Genomic DNA, 17,997 nt, shown 5'->3' on the forward strand with positions numbered 1-17,997 from the left:
TGGACCGCACCCGGGTGGGGCAGGCGCGGGTGCGTGTTCAGACTCCGGCGGAAAGGAGCCCCGCTTGGCGGCCGAGGAGCCCATCGAACCTGGTTTTCTGACCATCCATGGCAATCGCCTGGAGGACCTGCGGCAGGTGGCCGTGGAGTGGGTGCAGCGCCACCCGCTGGCACCACTCGAGGACGAGGTCTTCCTGGTCCAGAGCAATGGCATGGCGCAGTGGCTGCGCCTGGCCCTGGCGCGACACCCGGAGGCGGAGCAGGGCGGCTGTGGGATCGCCGCGGCGGTCTCCATGCAGTTGCCGGCGCGCTTTCTCTGGTCGGTCTACCGCGCGGTCCTCGGCCCGGAGGGCGCCCCGCGCGAGTCGCCCTTCGGCAAGGATCCGCTCCTTTGGCGGCTGGCCCGCCTGCTCCCCGCACTCGGTGATCAGCCTGGGTTCGAACCGCTGCGCGGCTTCCTGGCCGACGACCCGGATGGGCGCAAGCGCTACCAGCTCGCGGCACGCATCGCGGATCTCTTCGATCAGTACCAGGTCTACCGTGCGGACTGGTTGGCAGACTGGTCGCGGGGCGAGGACGTCTGCCGCGATGCGCGCGGTCAGGCGCGCGATCTGGCCGAGACGCAGCGCTGGCAGGCCTCGCTCTGGCGCGCCGTGTGCGCGGAATTGGCCGAGGTGGCGGGTGAGGCGGGCCAGGCCACGGTCCATCAGCTCTACCGGGAGCGCATCGCAAGCCTGGACACCGCGCCGGCCGGTCTGCCGCGGCGGGTGATCGTCTTCGGCATCTCGTCGCTGCCGCGCCAGACCCTGGAGGCGCTGCAGGAGCTCTCGCGTTTCGCCCAGGTGCTCGTTTTCGTCCACAACCCCTGCGCCTTCTACTGGGCGGATATCATCGCCGATAAGGATCTGCTGCGTGCCGGCCCCGGGCGGCGGCCGCGCAAGGCCGGCATGCCCGAGGTGCTGGAGGCGGAGGAGCTGCACAACCACGCCCACCCCCTGCTCGCCGCCTGGGGCAAGCAGGGCCGCGACTACATCGGTCTGCTGGACGCCCACGAAGACCCCCAGGCCCATCCCCACCGGGCCCTGGCCCAGGCGGGCGAGCGCATCGATCTCTTCAGTAACCCGGAGACCGGATCGCTGCTCGGCCAGCTCCAGGACGATATCCTCCAGCTGCGGCCGCTGGCCGAGACCCGGGAGGTCTGGCCGGCGGTCGGGTGCGAGGATGCGTCGCTGCAGTTCCATCTCGCCCACAGCGCCCAGCGTGAGGTCGAGGTCCTCCATGATCGGCTGCTCGCCGCATTCTCGGAGGATGCGTCGCTGCGCCCACGCGATGTGATCGTGATGGTGCCGGATATCGACGCCTACGCCCCGCACATCGAGGCCGTCTTCGGCCGTTTCGATGCCGGCGATGCGCGCCATATCCCCTACACGGTGGCCGACCAGGGCGAGCGCGGGCTGGATCCGCTGCTCATCGCCGTGGAGCAGCTTCTGAGCCTGCCCGAGTCGCGCTGCGGGCTGAGTGACCTGCTCGATCTGCTGGAGGCGCCGGCGCTGCGCCGGCGCTTCGGGATCACCGAGGCGGATCTGGCCACCCTGCACGGCTGGGCGGAGGAGGCCGGGGTCCGCTGGGGGCTCAACCCCGATCAGCGCGCCGGGCTGCAGTTGCCCGAGGGGTTAGAGCAGAACACCTGGCGCTTTGGCCTGCGCCGTATGCTGCTCGGCTACGCCGTCGGCGCCGGCGAGGCGTGGTCTGGGGTCGAACCGTATGCGCAGGTGGGCGGGCTGGACGCCGCCCTCGTCGGGCGTCTCGAGCGGCTGGTCGGCGCCCTGGAGGCCACCTGGGGCGAGCTGCGCGCGGAGGCCACCCCACAGCAGTGGGGCGAGCGGCTGCAGCGGCTATTGGAGACCTACTTCGAGCCCTCCGGCGAGGCGGAGTCGTTGACCCTGGAGCGGCTGCGCGATGCCCTGGAGAAGTGGCAGCGGGACTGCGAGAGCGGGGCGTTCGCCGAGCCGCTGCCGCTGAACGTGGTGCGCGAGCACTGGCTGCAGGCGCTGGAGGATACGCGACTGAGCCAGCGCTTCCTGGTCGGGGCGGTGAATTTCTGCACCCTGATGCCCATGCGCGCGATCCCCTTCCGCCACGTCTGCCTGCTGGGGATGAACGATGGCGACTACCCGCGCAGCCCCACGCCCCTGGATTTCGATCTGATGGCCGACGATTACCGGCCCGGCGACCGCTCGCGCCGCGAGGACGATCGCTACCTCTTCCTCGAGGCGCTGCTCTCGGCCCGGGATCGGCTCTACATCAGCTGGATCGGGCGCAGCGTGCGCGATAACGAGCCGCGTCCGCCCTCGGTGCTGGTCGGTCAGCTGCGCGATCACCTGGCCGCCGGCTGGCGCCTGGCCGACGATGGGCACGGCGGCGGTCTGCTCGAGGCGTTGACCGTCGAGCACCCGCTGCAGCCGTTCAGCCGCCAGAATTTCCAGACCGACCCCTCGGCGCGCCACTACACCTACGCCCGCGAGTGGTGGGCGGCCCACCAGGGCGATGAGAGCGAGTCCGAACCTCTGGTCACGACGCTGCCCGAGCGGCCGGTGGAGGAGCCGCCGGCGCCGGTCACGCCCGAAACCCTGGGGGCGCTGCTCAAGCAGCCCGTAAAGACCTTCTTCAACCGTCGCCTGGGGGTCCATTTCGACGACGATCCGCTGGCCAGTGAGGACCAGGAGCCCTTCGGCCTCGACGGGCTGACCCGCTGGCAGATGCGCGAGGCGCTCTTTCTGGCCGGGCGAGAGGCCGCCGGCGATCCCGAGATGCGCCGCGAACGCCTGGCCGCCGAGGCGCAGCGGTTGCAGCGCACCGGCGCGCTGCCGCTGGGCCCGGCCGGCACCGTCTGGGCCGAGACGCTCCAGCTCGAGGCCGATGAGCAGCTGGAGCGCTACCACCGGCATCTGGCCACCTTCGCCCAGGAGCTGGAGCCGCTGCAGCGGCTGACGCACCGCCACGGGGATTGGCAGCTGGAGGGCGGGGTGGATGGGATCCGCAGTGACGGGCAGCGGCGTGTGCGCCTGACCCACCACCTCAGTCGCCTGGCGGTCAACCGCCGGGAGGTGCGCTGGCGCTTTGACCTGCTGGCCGCACCCTGGGTCACCCACCTGATGGCCAACGCGGCCGGCGAGCCGCTGACGACCGTGATCGTCGGACACGACCTCGACGTGGCCCTGGCGCCGCTGGAGCCGGGGCAGGCCGGCGAGCACCTGAGCCAGCTGCTTGCTGGCTGGGCGCAGGCGCAGCGCCGGCCGCTGCCGGTGCCCTGCCAGGCAACCTGCGCCTGGCTGACCGCGCAGGACGAGGAGCGCGGTGATCCGGCGGCCGCGGCCGAACGGGTCTACGCCGGGGATACCTACATCCGGGCGGCCGCCGACGCCCACGACCTGCGCGCCTTCCCGCGGGCGGTGGACTGGCTGGAGGATGAGGGCTTCCCGATCTGGCGCGAGGCGCTCTACGCGCCGCTGTGGCGGGCGGTCCAGGCGTACACGGAGGACGGCGATGGGCACGGCTGAGGACGCCAGCGCGCTCGAGCCGCTGCGCTTCCCGCTGCAAGGGTCGCGGCTGATCGAGGCCAGCGCCGGTACGGGCAAGACCTACACCATCGCCGCGCTCTACCTGCGCCTGGTCCTCAACCACGGGGGTGAGGCCGCGTTCGGGCGATCGCTGACCCCGCCGCAGATCCTCGTGGTGACCTTCACCGAGGCGGCCACCCGCGAGCTGCGCGAGCGCATACGCAGCCGCCTGGCGGAGGCGGCCGCGGTCTTCCGGGATCCGGAGCAGGCCGCGGAGGTGGATCCGTTTCTCGATGGGCTGCTGCAGGCGTATCCGCAGCACTCGGAACGGGCCCAGGCCGCCCGGGTGCTGGAGCTGGCCGCCGAGTGGATGGACGAGGCGGCCGTGGCCACGATCCACGCCTGGTGCTATCGGATGCTGCGCGAGCACGCCTTCGACAGCGGCAGTCTTTTCACCCAGGATCTGGAGACCGACCCCGGCGATCTGCTCGCCGAATCGGTCCGCGATTACTGGCGGACCTTCGTCTATCCCCTCGATCCGGCGGCCTTCCAGCTCTTCCGGCACGCGGTGGGGGCGGCGGACCCGGAGGCCCTGCAGCGGGCGCTGTCGCGCCTGATCGGCGCCGATGAGGAGCTCGTCGACGACGCGGACGGCTGCCTGCTCGAGCCCCACGGCCTGGCCGAGCGCCTGAGCGCCTGGCACGAGGCGCTGGAGGCGATCAAGGCGCCCTGGCGCGAGGAGCGCGAGGCGGTGGAGGCCGAGTTCCTCGATCTGCACCGCCGGGTGCTCAACGGCAATAAGTACAAGAACCCGCACCGGTTGCTTGAGCGCATGGCGGCCTGGGCGGACGATCCGGCCCAACCGGTGCCTTTGAATGATCAGGGCAAGCCCGACCCGGGTCTGCTCGAGCGCATGAGCGCCGCCGGCCTGGCGGACCCGTCGCGACACAAGAAGGGCCAGAGCCTGCCGGCGTCGCTCCATCGCGCCTTCCAGGCACTGGACCGCCACGCGGAACTGGATGCACCCGGGGTGGCGATCCTGCGCGCCGCCGCCTTTTGGATCACCCGGCGTTTCCAGGCCGAGCAGCGCTGCCGGGCGCAGCTCGGTTTCCAGGATCTGCTCACGCGGCTGCGCGATGCCCTGCGCGGCCCCGGCGGCGCCCGTCTGGCGCAGACCATCCGCAGCCAGTTCCCGGTGGCGCTCATCGACGAGTTCCAGGACACCGACCCGGTCCAGTACGAGCTCTTCGAGACGGTTTACCGGATCACGGACAACGACCCGGGGCTGGGGCTGTTCCTCATCGGGGATCCCAAGCAGGCGATCTACGGCTTCCGCGGGGCGGACATCCACAGCTACCTGCGCGCCCGGGCGGCCACTGCGGGGCGGCACTACACGCTGCCGCGCAACTTCCGCTCCAGCGAGGCGCTGGTCGGCGCGGTCAACCAGCTCTTCGCCCGGGCCGAGGAGAGCTGGCCGGCGGGCGCCTTCGCCTTCCGGGGCGGCCCCGGGGGCGGGTTGCCCTTCCACCCGGTGCAGGCCCAGGGGCGCGCCGAGTGCTTCGAGGAGGCGGGGGCGGAGCACCCGGCGCTGAACCTCTGGTGCCACGACCCCGGCGTGTCGGTGGCGAAAAACGCCTACCTCCCGGTCTACGCCGAGGCGTGTGCCGCGCGCATGGTGGCGTTGCTCAACGGCGGTGCGGCGCGGCCGGCCGTCACCGGGTTCCGCCACCCGGATGGTCGCCTGGAGCCGGTGCGCCCGCGGGATATGGCGGTGCTGGTGCGTGATCGCCACGAGGCGCGCGCCATCCAGGAGGCGTTGGCCGCCCGCGATGTGCGCAGTGTCTACCTCTCTGATAACGACTCGGTGCTGGCCACCGCCGAGGCCGACGATCTGGTGCGCTGGCTGCGCGCCTGTGCCGAGCCGACGGAGGAGGGCCTCGTACGGGCGGCCCTGGCCACGCCCACCCTGGGGCTGGCGCTGAGCGAGCTCGACCGGCTGGTCACCGATGAGCTGGCCTGGGAGCGGCGCATCGAGCAGTTCGGCGGGTATCGCCGACTCTGGCGCAGCCGGGGGGTGCTGGCGATGCTCCACCGCCTCCTGCACGACTTCGCCGTGCCGCAGCGGCTCTTGGCCACCGGTGGCGGCGAGCGCTCGCTGACCAATCTGCTCCACCTCGCCGAGCTGCTGCAGCAGTGGGCGCGGGAGCACGACGGTGAGCAGGCGCTGATCCGCCATCTGGTGGAGCTGCGCCAGCAGGGGAGCGACCGGGCCGAGGACCAGATCCTGCGCCTGGAAAGCGACGAGGATCTGGTCAAGGTGGTGACCATCCACAAGTCCAAGGGGCTGCAGTATCCGCTGGTCTTCCTGCCTTTTGCCTGCACCTTCCGCGCGGTCAGCGCCGGGGACGCGCCCCGCCGGGTGCCGGATCGGGATGGGCGGCTGCGCTGGCGTTTCGAGCTCGATGCGGAGGACGTCGAGGTGGCCGAGGCCGAGCGCCTGGCCGAGGACCTGCGGCTATTCTACGTCGCCCTGACCCGCGCCCAGCACGCCTGCTGGGTCGGCATGGCGCCGATCACGGTGCGCAACACCAAGCGCAGCCTGCTCGAGCGCAGCGCGGCGGGCTATCTGCTCGCTGGACCGGATGGGGTGGAACCCGGGGGCCTTGAGGCCGTGCTAAAGCAGGCCGCGGCCGTCGATCCGGGAATCACCGTCAGCGAGCCGCTGCTCGATGCCCCGAATCGTTTCGTCGGGGATCCGGCGCTGCCGCCGCTCGGCGAGCCGTGTCGGCCCCGGCGGCGGGCCGCGGATGCCTGGTGGATCGCCAGCTACAGCGCCCTGGTTCGCCACGATACCGGTGGGAGCGCCCACTCGGCGCCGGCGAGCGCGGCCGAGGACGTGCTGCGCGAGGAGTCGGGGCAGGCGCCGGCCCAGGAGGCCGGGGGGACGGCCGGCTCTTGGCACGGCTTCCCGCGCGGTCCGGATGCCGGCACCTTCCTGCACAACCTTCTGGAGTGGGTGGCGACGCAGTTGGGCCTGGCCGTGGCCGGGTCGCAGCCCGAGGGGCTGGATGCCGAGGTGGAGCGGCGCTGCCGCTTTCGCGGTTGGGAGGATCACACGGCCACGGTGCAGGGCTGGCTGCGCGCGCTGCTCGCTGCCGAGCTCTCCTTGCCCGGTGCGCAGACGCCCCTCGCGCTGGGACGGCTGCAGACCTATCAGGCGGAACTGGAGTTCCTGATCGAGACCCAGCCGCTGCGCGCCGAGCGGCTTGATGAAAGGGTGTGCCAGCATCTGCTGCCGGGCCGGGCCCGCCCACCGGTGGCCCCGGCGCGGCTCAACGGCATGCTCAAGGGCTTCATCGACCTGGTCTGCTGCCATGAGGGGCGCTACTACGTGGCTGACTACAAGTCCAACTGGCTTGGCGGTGGCGATGGACACTACGCCCCGGAGCATCTGGAGGCCGAGGTGCTGGAGCGCCGCTACGACCTGCAGCTGGTGATCTACACCCTGGCGCTGCACCGGCTCCTGCGTGCCCGGCTGCCGGATTACGACTACGACCGCCACGTTGGTGGTGGCTTCTATTTCTTTCTGCGCGGTGTACAGGCGCCGGGGCAGGGCGTGTTCCAAGCCCGTCCGCCGCGGGCCCTGATCGAGGAGCTCGATGGGTGGCTGCGCGACGGGCCGGATGGACAGCAGGAGCAGGTGCCGTGAGCGAGCGCTTCGATCAGCAGGCGATCCTCCAGTGGCTGCGCGAGGCCGAGGCGCTGGGCTGGCTGCGCCCGCTGGACGGGGCCCTGGCGGAGTTCCTGCGTGAGCAGGTGCCCGATGCGCCGCCGTTGCTGCTGCTGGCCGCGGCGCTGACCAGTCATCAGGCCGGCCGTGGCCATGTCTGCCTGGATCTCGATCAACTCTGGGAGCGGGCCGAGCCGGTCCTGAGCCTGCCGCCGGAGACCGCCGAAACCCCCGAGCCGGTGAGGCCTCCCGGGGAGCTCCTGGCCGCCGCCGGCGGTCGGGATGCCTTTGAGCGGCAGCTGGCGTGCCCGGAATTGGTGGGCAGCGGCCCCGGGTCCACACCGCTGGTGCGCGACGGACCGAGGCTCTACCTGCGCCGCTACTGGGCCTGCGAGCGCACCATCGCCCAGGCGGTGCGCCAGCGCGTCGATGCAGCGGCGCAGTGGCGCGCGCAGCTCGACCCGGCCGCGGTCCGGCGCTGGCTGGATGGGTTGTTCGGCGCGCCGGCGGACGGTGGCCCGGATTGGCAGCGGGTCGCCTGTGCGGTGGCCGCCGGGGGCGGTTTCAGTGTGATCACCGGCGGACCGGGGACCGGCAAGACCACGACGGTGTTGCGCCTGCTGGCGTTGCTGCAGGGGCTCCACGGCGGGGCCCCGCGCATCCGTCTGACGGCGCCCACCGGCAAGGCGGCGGCGCGGCTGAACGCGAGCATCGCCGGGGCGGTGGATCGGCTGGGATTGGAGGCGCTGGAGGGCGGCGCCGAGCTGCGCGCACGGATCCCCACCGAGGTGGTGACGGTCCACCGGCTGCTGGGCGCAGGCGGCGGGCGGCGCTTCCGCCACCACGCCGGGGAGCCCCTGGCCGCCGATGTGGTGGTCGTGGATGAGGCATCGATGATCGATGTGGAGCTGATGGCGGCGCTGCTGGAGGCCCTGCCGGATGGGGCCCGGCTGGTGCTGCTCGGCGACAAGGATCAGTTGGCCTCGGTGGAGGCCGGCGCCATCCTAGGCGAGCTCTGCGCCCGGGCGGATCGGGGCGGTTATCGGCCCGAGACCGCCGAGTGGCTGGAGGCGGTCAGCGGTCAGCGCATCCCGCCGGCGCTGATCGATCCCGACGGCGGGGGGATCGACCAACACGTCGTCATGCTGCGGCACAGTCACCGTTTCGGTGCCGACAGCGGCATCGGCCGCCTGGCTCGGGCGGTGAATGCCGGTGACCAGGCGGCGGTCGAGGCCTGGGGCTATGGGCACGAGGGCGACCTGGCGCGGGTGAAGCTCAGCGACGCCGAGCACGATCCGGCGCTGATCGACTGGGCGGTGGACGGCGGGCAGACCGGGGTCGGGCATGCGGCCTATCTGCAGGAGATCCAGGCGCTGCGGCCGGACCGGGATGCGTCCGCCGCGGCCTACGCCGACTGGGCCGCGCAGGTGCTGGGGACGCACGGGGCGTTCCAGTTGCTGGCGGCACTGCGGCGCGGACCGTACGGGGTCGAGGCCCTGAATGAGCGCCTGGCGGCAGCGCTGCGCCAGCGCGGTCTGATCCACGGGGAGGGGGTCTGGTACGAGGGGCGGCCGGTGATCGTCACCCGCAACGACTATGGCCTGGGGCTGATCAACGGGGATATCGGCATCGCCCTTCGGGTCCCGCGTTCGCTGGTGCAGGGGCCCCAGGCGCAGGGCGCCGAAGAGGACCGGCAGGCGGTGCTGCGGGTTGCCTTCCGCGCCGCCGATGGCAGCGGGCGGATCCGCTGGATCCCGCCCCATCGGCTGGAGTCGGTGGAGACGGCTTTCGCCCTGACGGTACACAAGGCCCAGGGCTCGGAGTTTCGCCACGCGGCGCTGTTGCTGCCGGATCGGCCCAGCCCGGTGCTCACCCGGGAGCTCCTCTACACCGGCATCACCCGGGCCAGTCAGTGGTTCACGTTGCTGGAGTCGCAGCCGGGCGTCCTGAAGACGGCGGTGCGCCAGCGTACGGTGCGTGGCGGTGGCCTGCGGGCCATGCTCGAGGACTTCGGCTAGGCGGCCGCCGGTGAGGGCGCACAAAAAAAAGCCGCCCCGGAGGGCGGCGAACGTCATCGTCATGTGGAGTCGGAAACGCCGGTGGCGGCTGGGGGCGGCCGCCGATGTTGCGGAGGACTGTTGGCGATAGCTCGAACGTTACGGTTCCTACCTTAAGCATCGCGCCCCGATGCGTACAGTCTTTATTCTGAACCGCTGTGATAGCACAAACCTATTGGGGCGCCGCGGTCCGGCTCACAGCTCCTGGCTGATCGCCATGGCGCAGTGGCGGGGCCCGCACATCGAGCAGAAGGCCGCCTCTTTGTGGGAGGCCTTCGGCAGCGTCTCGTCGTGATAGGCACGGGCCCGCTCCGGGTCCAGAGAGAGGTTGAACTGGTCCTCCCAGCGGAACTCGTAGCGGGCGCGGGAGAGCGCATCGTCCCGATCGCGTGCCCCCGGGTGGCCGCGCGCCACATCCGCCGCGTGGGCGGCCGCCTTGTAGGTGACGATGCCGGTGCGCACGTCATCGGCGTTGGGCAGCCCCAGGTGCTCCTTCGGGGTGACGTAGCAGAGCATCGCCGTGCCGTGCCAGCCGATCTGTGCTGCACCAATGGCCGAGGTGATGTGGTCGTACCCCGGCGCGATGTCGGTGACGATGGGGCCGAGGGTGTAGAACGGGGCCTGAAGGCAGGTCTCGCTCTGCAGGCGCATGTTCTCCTCGATCTGGTTCATCGGGATGTGCCCCGGTCCCTCGATGATGACCTGCACGCCGTGGGCCCAAGCGCGTTCAGTGAGCGCACCCAGGGTCCGCAGCTCGGCCAGCTGTGCCTCGTCCGAGGCATCGGCCACGGAGCCCGGCCGCAGGCCGTCACCGAGGGAGATGGTGATGTCGTAGCGGGCCAGGATTTCGCAGATCTCGTCGAAGCGCTCGTAGAGGAAGCTCTCGGCCTGGTGGTGGCTGCACCACTTGGCCATGACCGATCCTCCGCGGGAGACGATCCCGGTCAGACGGCCGCGGGCCAGGTCGACGTGGTTGTAGCGTACGCCCGCATGGATGGTGAAGTAGTCCACCCCTTGTTCGGCCTGTTCGATGAGGGTGTCGCGGAACACCTCCCAAGTGAGGTCTTCCGGGCGTCCGGCCTTCTCCAGCGCTTGGTAGATCGGCACGGTGCCGATCGGCACCGGCGAGTTGCGCAGCAGCCAGGCGCGGGTCTCGTGGATAGCCTCGCCGGTGGACAGGTCCATGACGGTGTCGGCGCCCCAGCGCACGGCGTGGATGAGCTTCTCGAGCTCTTCCGGGATGCCGGAACTCAGCGGCGAGTTGCCGATGTTGGCGTTGACCTTGACCTTGAAATGGCGGCCGATGGCCATCGGCTCCGCCTCGGGGTGGCGATGATTGGCCGGGATCACGGCCCGGCCGCGGGCGATCTCGTCGCGCACGAACTCCGCCGACAGGCCCTCGCGCAGGGCGACGTACTCCATCTCCGGGGTGATGACGCCGGCACGCGCGTGGTCGAGCTGGGTGGGGGTCCTGGTGCCGCGCTCGGCGATCCAGGGAGCGCGGACGGGGTGGATGCCCCGGGCGGGGTCGAGCTTGGCCTCGGCATCCGTGTAGGGGCCGCCGGTGTCGTAGACGCGCAGGGGCGGGTTCTCGCGCGGCCCGTCGATGGTCTGGGTCGGGCTCTGGACGATCTCGCGCATGGCCACCCGGAGATCCTCCCGGCTTCCCTGCAGGTAGACCCGGTGCGAAGCCGGGAACGGGCCGGCGGCTGCACAGGCACGCTCGCGGACGGCTTGGCTGAGCGGACAGTTGCTGGTGTCGCGGGTCTGATCCGGGGTCGGCGGACGGGTGGTTGCGGAATCCATCTCGTTCAAGGCTCCATCTCCCTTGTCATTGGCCGTTTGGAGACGGAGCGGGGCGGGTGTAGAGCGTGCGGGCTCAGCCCGAGGCTGGCGCGCACCACCCGGAAGCTCCCTACGCCGGTACGAACCGGATCAGGTTCCAAGGGACTCTCTCAGCCCCCCGGCCGGCTGGCCGGGGGGCACCCCCGCTTCCGTCTTGAGCCGCATTAGAGCATTTGCGGATCAGGTGTGCAAAGATGCCCCCTAGGGCCTGCAGGAAGCGGAGGTTGCCATGGGAGCGGAGCGCCAGGACCCTCGGGTGTGGCTTGAGCGTTGGTTCCAGGCGGCTTTGGCGGCGGTGGATCCGGCCCGTTGTCTGCCCCCCATGCTCCCGGAGCCCGGGGCGGGCAGGACGGTGGTTGTGGGCGCTGGCAAGGCGGCTGCCTCGATGGCAGCAGCCGTCGAAACGAACTGGACTGGCCCGCTGAGCGGCACCGTGATCGTGCCGTACGGACACGCCATGGCTACCGGCAGCATTGTGGTGCGCGAGGCCGGCCATCCGGTGCCGGACGAGGCGGGTGTTGAAGCGACGCAGGAGCTGCTCGGCCAGCTCGACGGCCTGGGGTCGGACGACTTGGTCCTGGTGCTGCTCTCCGGGGGTGGGTCGGCGCTGCTGACCGCCCCTGCACCGCCGCTGACCTTGGCTGGGAAGCAGGCGACCACCCGGGCCCTGCTGCGCAGCGGTGCACCGATCGATGCCATCAACACCGTCCGCCGTCACCTGTCGGCAGTGAAGGGCGGGCGCCTGGCTGCGCGCGCCCACCCGGCGCGGGTCGTCACCCTGCTGATCTCCGACGTGCCGGGAGACGATCCGGCGACCATCGCCTCCGGCCCCACCAGCCCGGATACTTCGACACCGGAGGATGCGCGCCGAATCCTGGATCGTTATCAAGTGCCCTGCGACCCCTCGGTCACCGCAGCGCTGGAGCAGGCGCAGCCACCCCCGCGGCCCGATGATGCGCGTCTGCGGCGCGTGTCATGCCATGTGGTCGCCGGGGCTCAGGCAGCCCTGCAGGCCGCGGCGCAGGCGGCCCGGGCGGATGGTGTGACCCCGCTGGTACTGGGCGACACCATCGAGGGCGAGGCCCGCGAGGTGGCGCGCGTACTGATTGGCATGGGTCGCTCCTGCCGGCGTTGGGGCGCGCCGGTGCCGCCGCCCTGTGTGCTGCTCTCCGGTGGCGAGACCTCGGTGACCGTGCGCGGTTCGGGCCGGGGGGGGCGCAACACCGAGCTGGCCCTGGCGGCGGCCCTGGCTGCCGACGGGATCCCGGGCTTCCACCTGCTCTGCGCCGATACCGACGGCATCGACGGCAGTGAAGACAACGCCGGCGCGCTGGTCGATCCGGCCACCCTGGAACGCGCCTGTGCCCAAGGGCTGGACGCCTGGGCGCACCTGGCGAAGAACGACAGCTACGGCTTCTTTGAGGCCGTCGGGGGGCTGCTGCACACCGGGCCGACGCTGACCAACGTCAACGACTTCCGCGCGCTCCTGGTCCCGTAGGCAAATCCCGCGGGCCGTTTAAGGTGTCCCGGTTCCCGGGAGGGGACCTACACTGGACGGGAAGGGCCGTGGTCAACCGTGGAGGTAGTCGAGATGAGTCTGACCGAGAAGACGTGCGTGCCGTGCCAGGGCGGCGTGGCCCCCATGGACCGGGAGCAGGCGGAGGGCATGCTGGCGCAGGTCCCCGAGTGGTCCCTGGATGCCGATGCCCGGATGATCTACCGGCGTTTCAAGTTCCGCAACTTCATTGATGCTCTGGCCTTCGTCAATCGGGTCACGGAAGTGGCCGAGGCGGAGGATCACCACCCGGACATCCTCCTCGGCTACGGCTACGCCGAGGTGCAGATCCAGACGCACAAGATCGAGGGGTTGCACGAGAACGACTTCATCCTCGCCGCCAAGGTCGATGCCCTGGGCGCCTAGTCCGGATCGTCGCCCCAGTGCCCGGAGCGTCCGCCTCGCTTGTGCACGAGACGGACGCCGCCAATTTCCATGCCGCGGTCGAGCCCCTTGCACATGTCGTAGACGGTCAGCAGGGCTGTCTGCACCGCGGTGAGCGCCTCCATCTCCACCCCGGTGGCGCTGGTGGTTTCAACCCGGGTGCGGCAATGGACCCGGTGGCTTTCCGCCTGCAGGGTCAGCGTAACCTCGGCGTGACTCAACGCCACGGGGTGGCACAGGGGGACGAGTTCTGCCGTGCGCTTGGCGGCCATCAGCCCGGCGATGCGGGCCGTGGCCAAGGCGTCGCCCTTTTTCAGGTTGCCGGCCTCCAGGGCCGAGAAGGCCGATTCCGACAGGGCGATCCAGCCCTCGGCGACGGCCACCCGTCGCGTGGCCGCCTTATCGCCGATATCGACGATGTGCGCCTCGCCGCTACCTGTCAGGTGGGGCAGCGGTGAGGCGGCTCGATCCTTGTGGCCAGACCCGTCGCCCATGGGCGTGCCTCCTCGGCGGGGGCTCCGGTCAATCCTGGACGTAGTAGCTGCGCTGCACGCCCAGGTTGTCGTCTAGCTCGTAGACCAGCGGCCGTCCGGTGGGAATCTCGAGCTTCATGATCGCGTCATCAGCCAGCCCGTCGAGGTGCTTGACCAGCGCACGCAGGCTGTTGCCGTGGGCGGCGATGAGCACGCAGTCGTACTGGCGCAGCGCCGGTGCGATCTCGCGCTCCCAGCAGGGGAGCACGCGCTCCAGGGTCAGCTTGAGCGACTCCGTACCCGGCAGCTGCTGCGGATCCAGATCGGCGTAGCGCGGATCGTGGCGCGGGTGGCGTTCGTCGTCCGGCTCCAGGGCCGGGGGCGGGGTGTCGTAGCTGCGCCGCCACATGTGGACCTGCTCGTCGCCGTACTGCTCGGCCGTTTCCGCTTTGTTCAGGCCGGTGAGTGCACCGTAGTGGCGCTCATTCAGCCGCCAGTCCTTGATCTCGGGGATCCACATGCGGTCGAGTTCGGCGAGGCTCAACCAAAGGGTGCGAATGGCCCGTTTAAGCACCGAGGTGTAGGCGACCTGCGGGGTGATCCCCGCCTCGCGTAGGGCGACGCCTGCCTCCCGGGCTTCGTCGATTCCCTGATCGCTCAGGTCGACGTCGTACCAGCCCGTGAACCGGTTCTCGAGATTCCAGATGCTCTGGCCGTGACGCAGTAGGACGAGTTTCGGCATCAGGTTCACACCCTCCGTGACGGAAAGGGCCGATAGTGTAATGCCTCGGGCCGTCCTCGGCGAGGGGGGGCGCCGTTGTGACGGCGCACGCTACGGGTTGTATGGTAACGCCATTCACGTGGTTCAAGTGGAGGATGAAGTGGCGCAAGAAATCGAGCGCAAGTTTCTGCTCAGCGGCGATGATTGGCGTGAGCATGCCGATACCGGACAGCGCATGCGCCAGGGGTATTTGGTGGGGGCGCAGCGCGCCTCGATCCGTGTGCGCGTCGCCGGAGAGCAGGCGTGGCTGAACATCAAGAGCGCCACCCTGGGAGTGGAACGCCGTGAGTACGAGTATCCGATCCCGCTGCGGGATGCCGAGGAGATGCTCGCGGAGCTCTGCGAGCGGCCGCAGATCGAGAAGGTGCGCTACGAGGTGCCGTGGGCGGGGCATACGTGGGAGGTTGATGTCTTCGAGGGCGACAACGCGGGACTGGTGGTTGCCGAAATCGAGCTCGGCGATGCCGATGAGGACTTCGAGTGCCCCCCCTGGGTCGGCGAGGAGGTCTCCGATGACCCGCGCTACTACAACGTCTGCCTCATCCAGAACCCCTACTCGCAATGGGCCGCGCGGTGAGCTGTGCCCTGCCGCAACGCTGGCTGGGTGTTGATCTGCCGGCGCAGCGGTTGACCCTCCACGAGGGGGAGGCCGCGCTGCGCGTGTTCCCGGTGGCCACGGCTGCCCGCGGTCCCGGGGAGCGCCATGGCGGTGGCGGGACCCCGCGCGGCTGGCACTCCGTGCGGGCCCGCATCGGCGCCGATCAGCCCTGCCGGGCGGTGTTCGTGGCCCGGCGCCCGACCGGCGAGGTGTGGACACCGGCCCTGCACCGAGAGCACCCGCAGCGTGACTGGATCCTGAGTCGTATCCTGTGGCTATCCGGCCTGGAGCGCGGGGTGAATCGCCTCGGTGCGGTGGATACCATGAAGCGGTTCATCTACATCCACGGGTGCCCGGACAGCGAGCCTGTCGGTGTGCCGTGCTCCCACGGATGCATCCGCATGCGCAACGCGGACGTGATCGAGCTGTTCGACGCGGTGGATGCGGGCACCCCGGTCTGGATCGGTTCGCGCTGGCCGAGCCGGCCGATGCCGACCCGGGGCGGCTGATTCGGGGCGACAGGGAGGGGCACGCCATGCTGGGCCCGTTGATGATCGGTATCGAGGGGGTGGAACTCCCCGCGCAGTCGCGGGAACTCCTGCGCCACCCGGCCGTCGGTGGCGTCGTCCTCTTTGCCCGCAACTTTCAGAATGTGCAGCAACTGCATGATCTCACGCGGGACATCCACGCCGTGCGCGAGCCGCCGCTGTTGATCGCGGTGGATCAGGAGGGTGGGCGCGTGCAGCGATTCCGCGAGGGGTTCACGCCGCTTCCCCCCGCTTCTTGGCTGGGTCGCCTGAACGATCTCGACCCGCATCAGGCTCGGCTGACCGCACAGAGGACCGCGTGGGTCATGGCTGCGGAGCTCCGCGCCTGCGGAGTGGATCTGAGCTTCGCCCCGGTGCTGGATCTCGATGGCGGGATCAGCCCCGTCATTGGCGCGCGCGCCCTGCACGGGGATCCGGCCACGGTGGCGCGGTTGGGGCATGCCTGGATGCGCGGTATGCGCCAGGCGGGTATGGCGGCGGTAGGCAAGCACTTCCCGGGGCACGGCTCGGTTGAGGCTGACAGTCACGTTGCGCTGCCGTGCGATGGGCGGCCATTGGCAGAGATCGCGCGCCGGGATCTGGTACCCTTTCAGCGCCTGGCCGCCGCCGGGCTGCCGGGGATCATGGCGGCGCACGTGGTCTACCCCGAGGTGGACGACCGGCCCGCCGGGTTCTCCCGGCGCTGGATCGGTGACATCCTGCGTCGTCGCGTGGGCTTCCTCGGGGCCGTTTTCAGTGACGACCTCGGTATGCGCGGGGCGGAGACGGCCGGCACCATGCTGGAACGGGTGGATGCGTGCCTCGGGGCCGGCTGCGATGCAGCGCTGGTCTGCGATCCGCCGCAGGCCGAGGCGCTGCTCGGCGAGGTCGCGGCAGACCGCTGGCTGGAACCTGCATCCGGACTGCGTATGGTGCGTATGCATGGTCGGCCGGCCCCGGCATGGTCCGAACTCCAGGAGGATGCCGCCTATCAGGCAGCGGTCCGCGAGCTGACTGAGGGGATCCCGGGCTTCGAGGCGCCGGGGTGAGTCCATCGAAACCGACAACGGTAAAAGACAACGGTACCAGGAGGGCTGCGATGCCTTGGGACGATGCCCCGGATCTGCGCGGGGCCGAACTGATCCATGACCGGCGGGCCATCGAGCGGGCCCTGGACCGCATGGCCGCGGAGATCACCGAGGATCTCGGCGGGCGCAACCCGCTGATCCTGGGCGTCATGATCGGCGGGCTGATCCCGGCAGGGCGGCTGCTGCCGCGCCTGGAGTTCCCGCTCGAGGTCGACTATGTCCACGCCACCCGGTACCGCAACGAACTCAGCGGCGAGGATCTGGTGTGGCATGCGCTACCCACGACGCCGATGGAGGGGCGAGACCTGCTGATCGTCGATGACATCCTGGATGAGGGCCATACGCTGGCCGGGATCATCGAGGCCTTCCGCAACGGCGGGGCGCGCTCGGTGCGAACCGCCGTGTTGGTCGATAAGCGCCACGATCGCAAGTTCGAGGGGCTGTGCGCCGACTACGTCGGGCTCGAAGTGGAGGACCGCTACGTCTTCGGCGCCGGGATGGACTGCCGGGGGCTGGGGCGCAACGCCGATGGCATCTACGCCATCGATGCCCGCACCGAGCAGGCCGCAAGGTCGCAACAGGAACCGGATACGGAGGAGCGTTGATGAGTGTTGGCATTATCGGCGGGACCGGGCTGACCTCCCTCGAGGGGCTGGAAATCACCCGTCGCGAGGTGGTCCGGACTCCGTTCGGCGAGCCATCGGCGCCATTGATCCACGGCACATTCCGTGGCCACGATGTCACCTTCTTGGCGCGCCACGGCCACAGCCACAATATCCCGCCGCACCAGGTCAACTATCGCGCCAACATCTGGGCCCTGCGTCACGTCGGCGTCGACCGGGTGATCGCCGTCGCGGCGGTCGGTGGCCTGGGGGAGGAGTACGCGCCGCGCCGGGTCGCGATCCCGGATCAGATCATCGACTACACGCACTCGCGTATCGCCACCTTTTACCACCAGGATCTGGATCACGTTACCCACATCGATTTCACCTATCCCTACGACGGCACTGTGCGGGAGTGGCTGCTCGGCGCCGCGCGCGAGGCCGGCGTCGATGCGATCGATGGCGGCACCTACGGCGCCACCCAGGGGCCGCGCCTGGAGACGGCTGCGGAGATCCGCCGCATGCGCCGGGACGGCTGCGATCTGGTGGGGATGACCGGCATGCCGGAGGCGGCGTTGGCGCGCGAGGCCGAGTTGCGCTACGCCCACTGCGCCGTGGTGGCCAATTGGGCCGCCGGCATGGGCGACGGGGCGGAGCTGTCCATGGACGAGATCCGCGATCACCTCCTCCACGGCATGGAGGCGGTGCGCAGGATCATCGCGGCGCTGAGCTAGACGACCGGCCCAGACGGAAGCCGGCGACGCGCAACGCGTCGCCGGTCGGCCCCCGAACGGGGCG

At 70.5% G+C, this 17,997-nt stretch carries 13 protein-coding genes and 1 riboswitch; of the genes, 10 read left to right on the forward strand and 3 right to left on the reverse strand.

Annotated elements, in window-relative coordinates:
* The first annotated feature begins 64 nt into the window (after positions 1-64).
* The 3 genes from recC to recD are packed head-to-tail and all read left to right on the forward strand — an operon-like array spanning position 65 to position 9,307.
* Positions 65-3,559: an exodeoxyribonuclease V subunit gamma gene (gene recC / locus CCR79_RS00085; RefSeq protein WP_201167081.1), complete on the forward strand. Its 3,495-nt coding sequence runs from the start codon at positions 65-67 to the stop codon at positions 3,557-3,559.
* Positions 3,546-7,268 carry an exodeoxyribonuclease V subunit beta gene (recB, locus tag CCR79_RS00090; protein ID WP_201167083.1) on the forward strand — a complete coding sequence of 1,241 codons (3,723 nt, stop codon included), beginning with the start codon at positions 3,546-3,548 and terminating at the stop codon, positions 7,266-7,268. The genes recC and recB overlap by 14 nt, the downstream gene beginning before the upstream one ends.
* Entirely contained in the window at positions 7,265-9,307 is a 2,043-nt protein-coding gene (gene recD, locus CCR79_RS00095; protein WP_201167086.1) for an exodeoxyribonuclease V subunit alpha, read from the forward strand. The genes recB and recD overlap by 4 nt, the downstream gene beginning before the upstream one ends.
* A 234-nt stretch (positions 9,308-9,541) precedes the next feature.
* Here recD and thiC read toward each other — a convergent pair whose 3' ends face one another.
* A complete protein-coding gene (gene thiC, locus CCR79_RS00100; protein WP_201167089.1) occupies positions 9,542-11,152 on the reverse strand; it encodes a phosphomethylpyrimidine synthase ThiC in 1,611 nt (536 codons plus the stop codon).
* An 89-nt stretch (positions 11,153-11,241) separates the two neighbouring features.
* Positions 11,242-11,346: riboswitch (TPP riboswitch) on the reverse strand.
* A gap of 74 nt (positions 11,347-11,420) precedes the next feature.
* On the opposite strand from thiC, the gene CCR79_RS00105 reads away from it, so the two are divergent.
* Together CCR79_RS00105 and CCR79_RS00110 are read left to right on the forward strand one after the other, a co-directional pair.
* Positions 11,421-12,689, forward strand: coding sequence for a glycerate kinase type-2 family protein (locus tag CCR79_RS00105; protein ID WP_201167092.1), 1,269 nt, complete (start codon positions 11,421-11,423; stop codon positions 12,687-12,689).
* Between the two features lie 93 nt (positions 12,690-12,782).
* Positions 12,783-13,112, forward strand: a complete 330-nt coding sequence (locus CCR79_RS00110) for a 4a-hydroxytetrahydrobiopterin dehydratase (RefSeq protein WP_201167095.1) — start codon at positions 12,783-12,785, stop codon at positions 13,110-13,112.
* Here the strand turns inward: CCR79_RS00110 and moaC are convergent.
* Positions 13,109-13,624, reverse strand: coding sequence for a cyclic pyranopterin monophosphate synthase MoaC (moaC, locus tag CCR79_RS00115; protein ID WP_201167097.1), 516 nt, complete (start codon positions 13,622-13,624; stop codon positions 13,109-13,111). The two genes, CCR79_RS00110 and moaC, sit on opposite strands and share 4 nt — an antisense overlap.
* A gap of 28 nt (positions 13,625-13,652) precedes the next feature.
* Positions 13,653-14,345, reverse strand: coding sequence for a 2,3-diphosphoglycerate-dependent phosphoglycerate mutase (gpmA, locus tag CCR79_RS00120; protein WP_201167100.1), 693 nt, complete (start codon positions 14,343-14,345; stop codon positions 13,653-13,655).
* 139 nt (positions 14,346-14,484) lie between these two features.
* Here gpmA and CCR79_RS00125 point away from each other — a divergent pair, with 139 nt between their 5' ends.
* Genes CCR79_RS00125 through CCR79_RS00145 form a run of 5 tightly spaced genes read left to right on the forward strand, consistent with a single transcriptional unit; the run spans position 14,485 to position 17,933 of the window.
* Complete coding sequence (locus tag CCR79_RS00125; protein WP_201167104.1) at positions 14,485-14,961, forward strand: CYTH domain-containing protein; 477 nt, start codon at positions 14,485-14,487, stop codon at positions 14,959-14,961.
* Entirely contained in the window at positions 14,946-15,491 is a 546-nt protein-coding gene (locus tag CCR79_RS00130) for a L,D-transpeptidase (protein WP_201167107.1), read from the forward strand. The genes CCR79_RS00125 and CCR79_RS00130 overlap by 16 nt, the downstream gene beginning before the upstream one ends.
* 26 nt (positions 15,492-15,517) lie before the next feature.
* Positions 15,518-16,558 carry a beta-N-acetylhexosaminidase gene (gene nagZ / locus CCR79_RS00135; protein ID WP_201167110.1) on the forward strand — a complete coding sequence of 347 codons (1,041 nt, stop codon included), beginning with the start codon at positions 15,518-15,520 and terminating at the stop codon, positions 16,556-16,558.
* A gap of 50 nt (positions 16,559-16,608) precedes the next feature.
* Positions 16,609-17,202, forward strand: a complete 594-nt coding sequence (locus tag CCR79_RS00140; RefSeq protein WP_201167114.1) for a hypoxanthine-guanine phosphoribosyltransferase — start codon at positions 16,609-16,611, stop codon at positions 17,200-17,202.
* A complete protein-coding gene (locus tag CCR79_RS00145; RefSeq protein WP_201167117.1) occupies positions 17,202-17,933 on the forward strand; it encodes an S-methyl-5'-thioinosine phosphorylase in 732 nt (243 codons plus the stop codon). The genes CCR79_RS00140 and CCR79_RS00145 overlap by 1 nt, the downstream gene beginning before the upstream one ends.
* Positions 17,934-17,997 lie beyond the last annotated feature (64 nt).

Source organism: Halorhodospira halophila (assembly GCF_016653405.1).
GTDB classification, from domain to species: domain Bacteria; phylum Pseudomonadota; class Gammaproteobacteria; order Nitrococcales; family Halorhodospiraceae; genus Halorhodospira; species Halorhodospira halophila_A.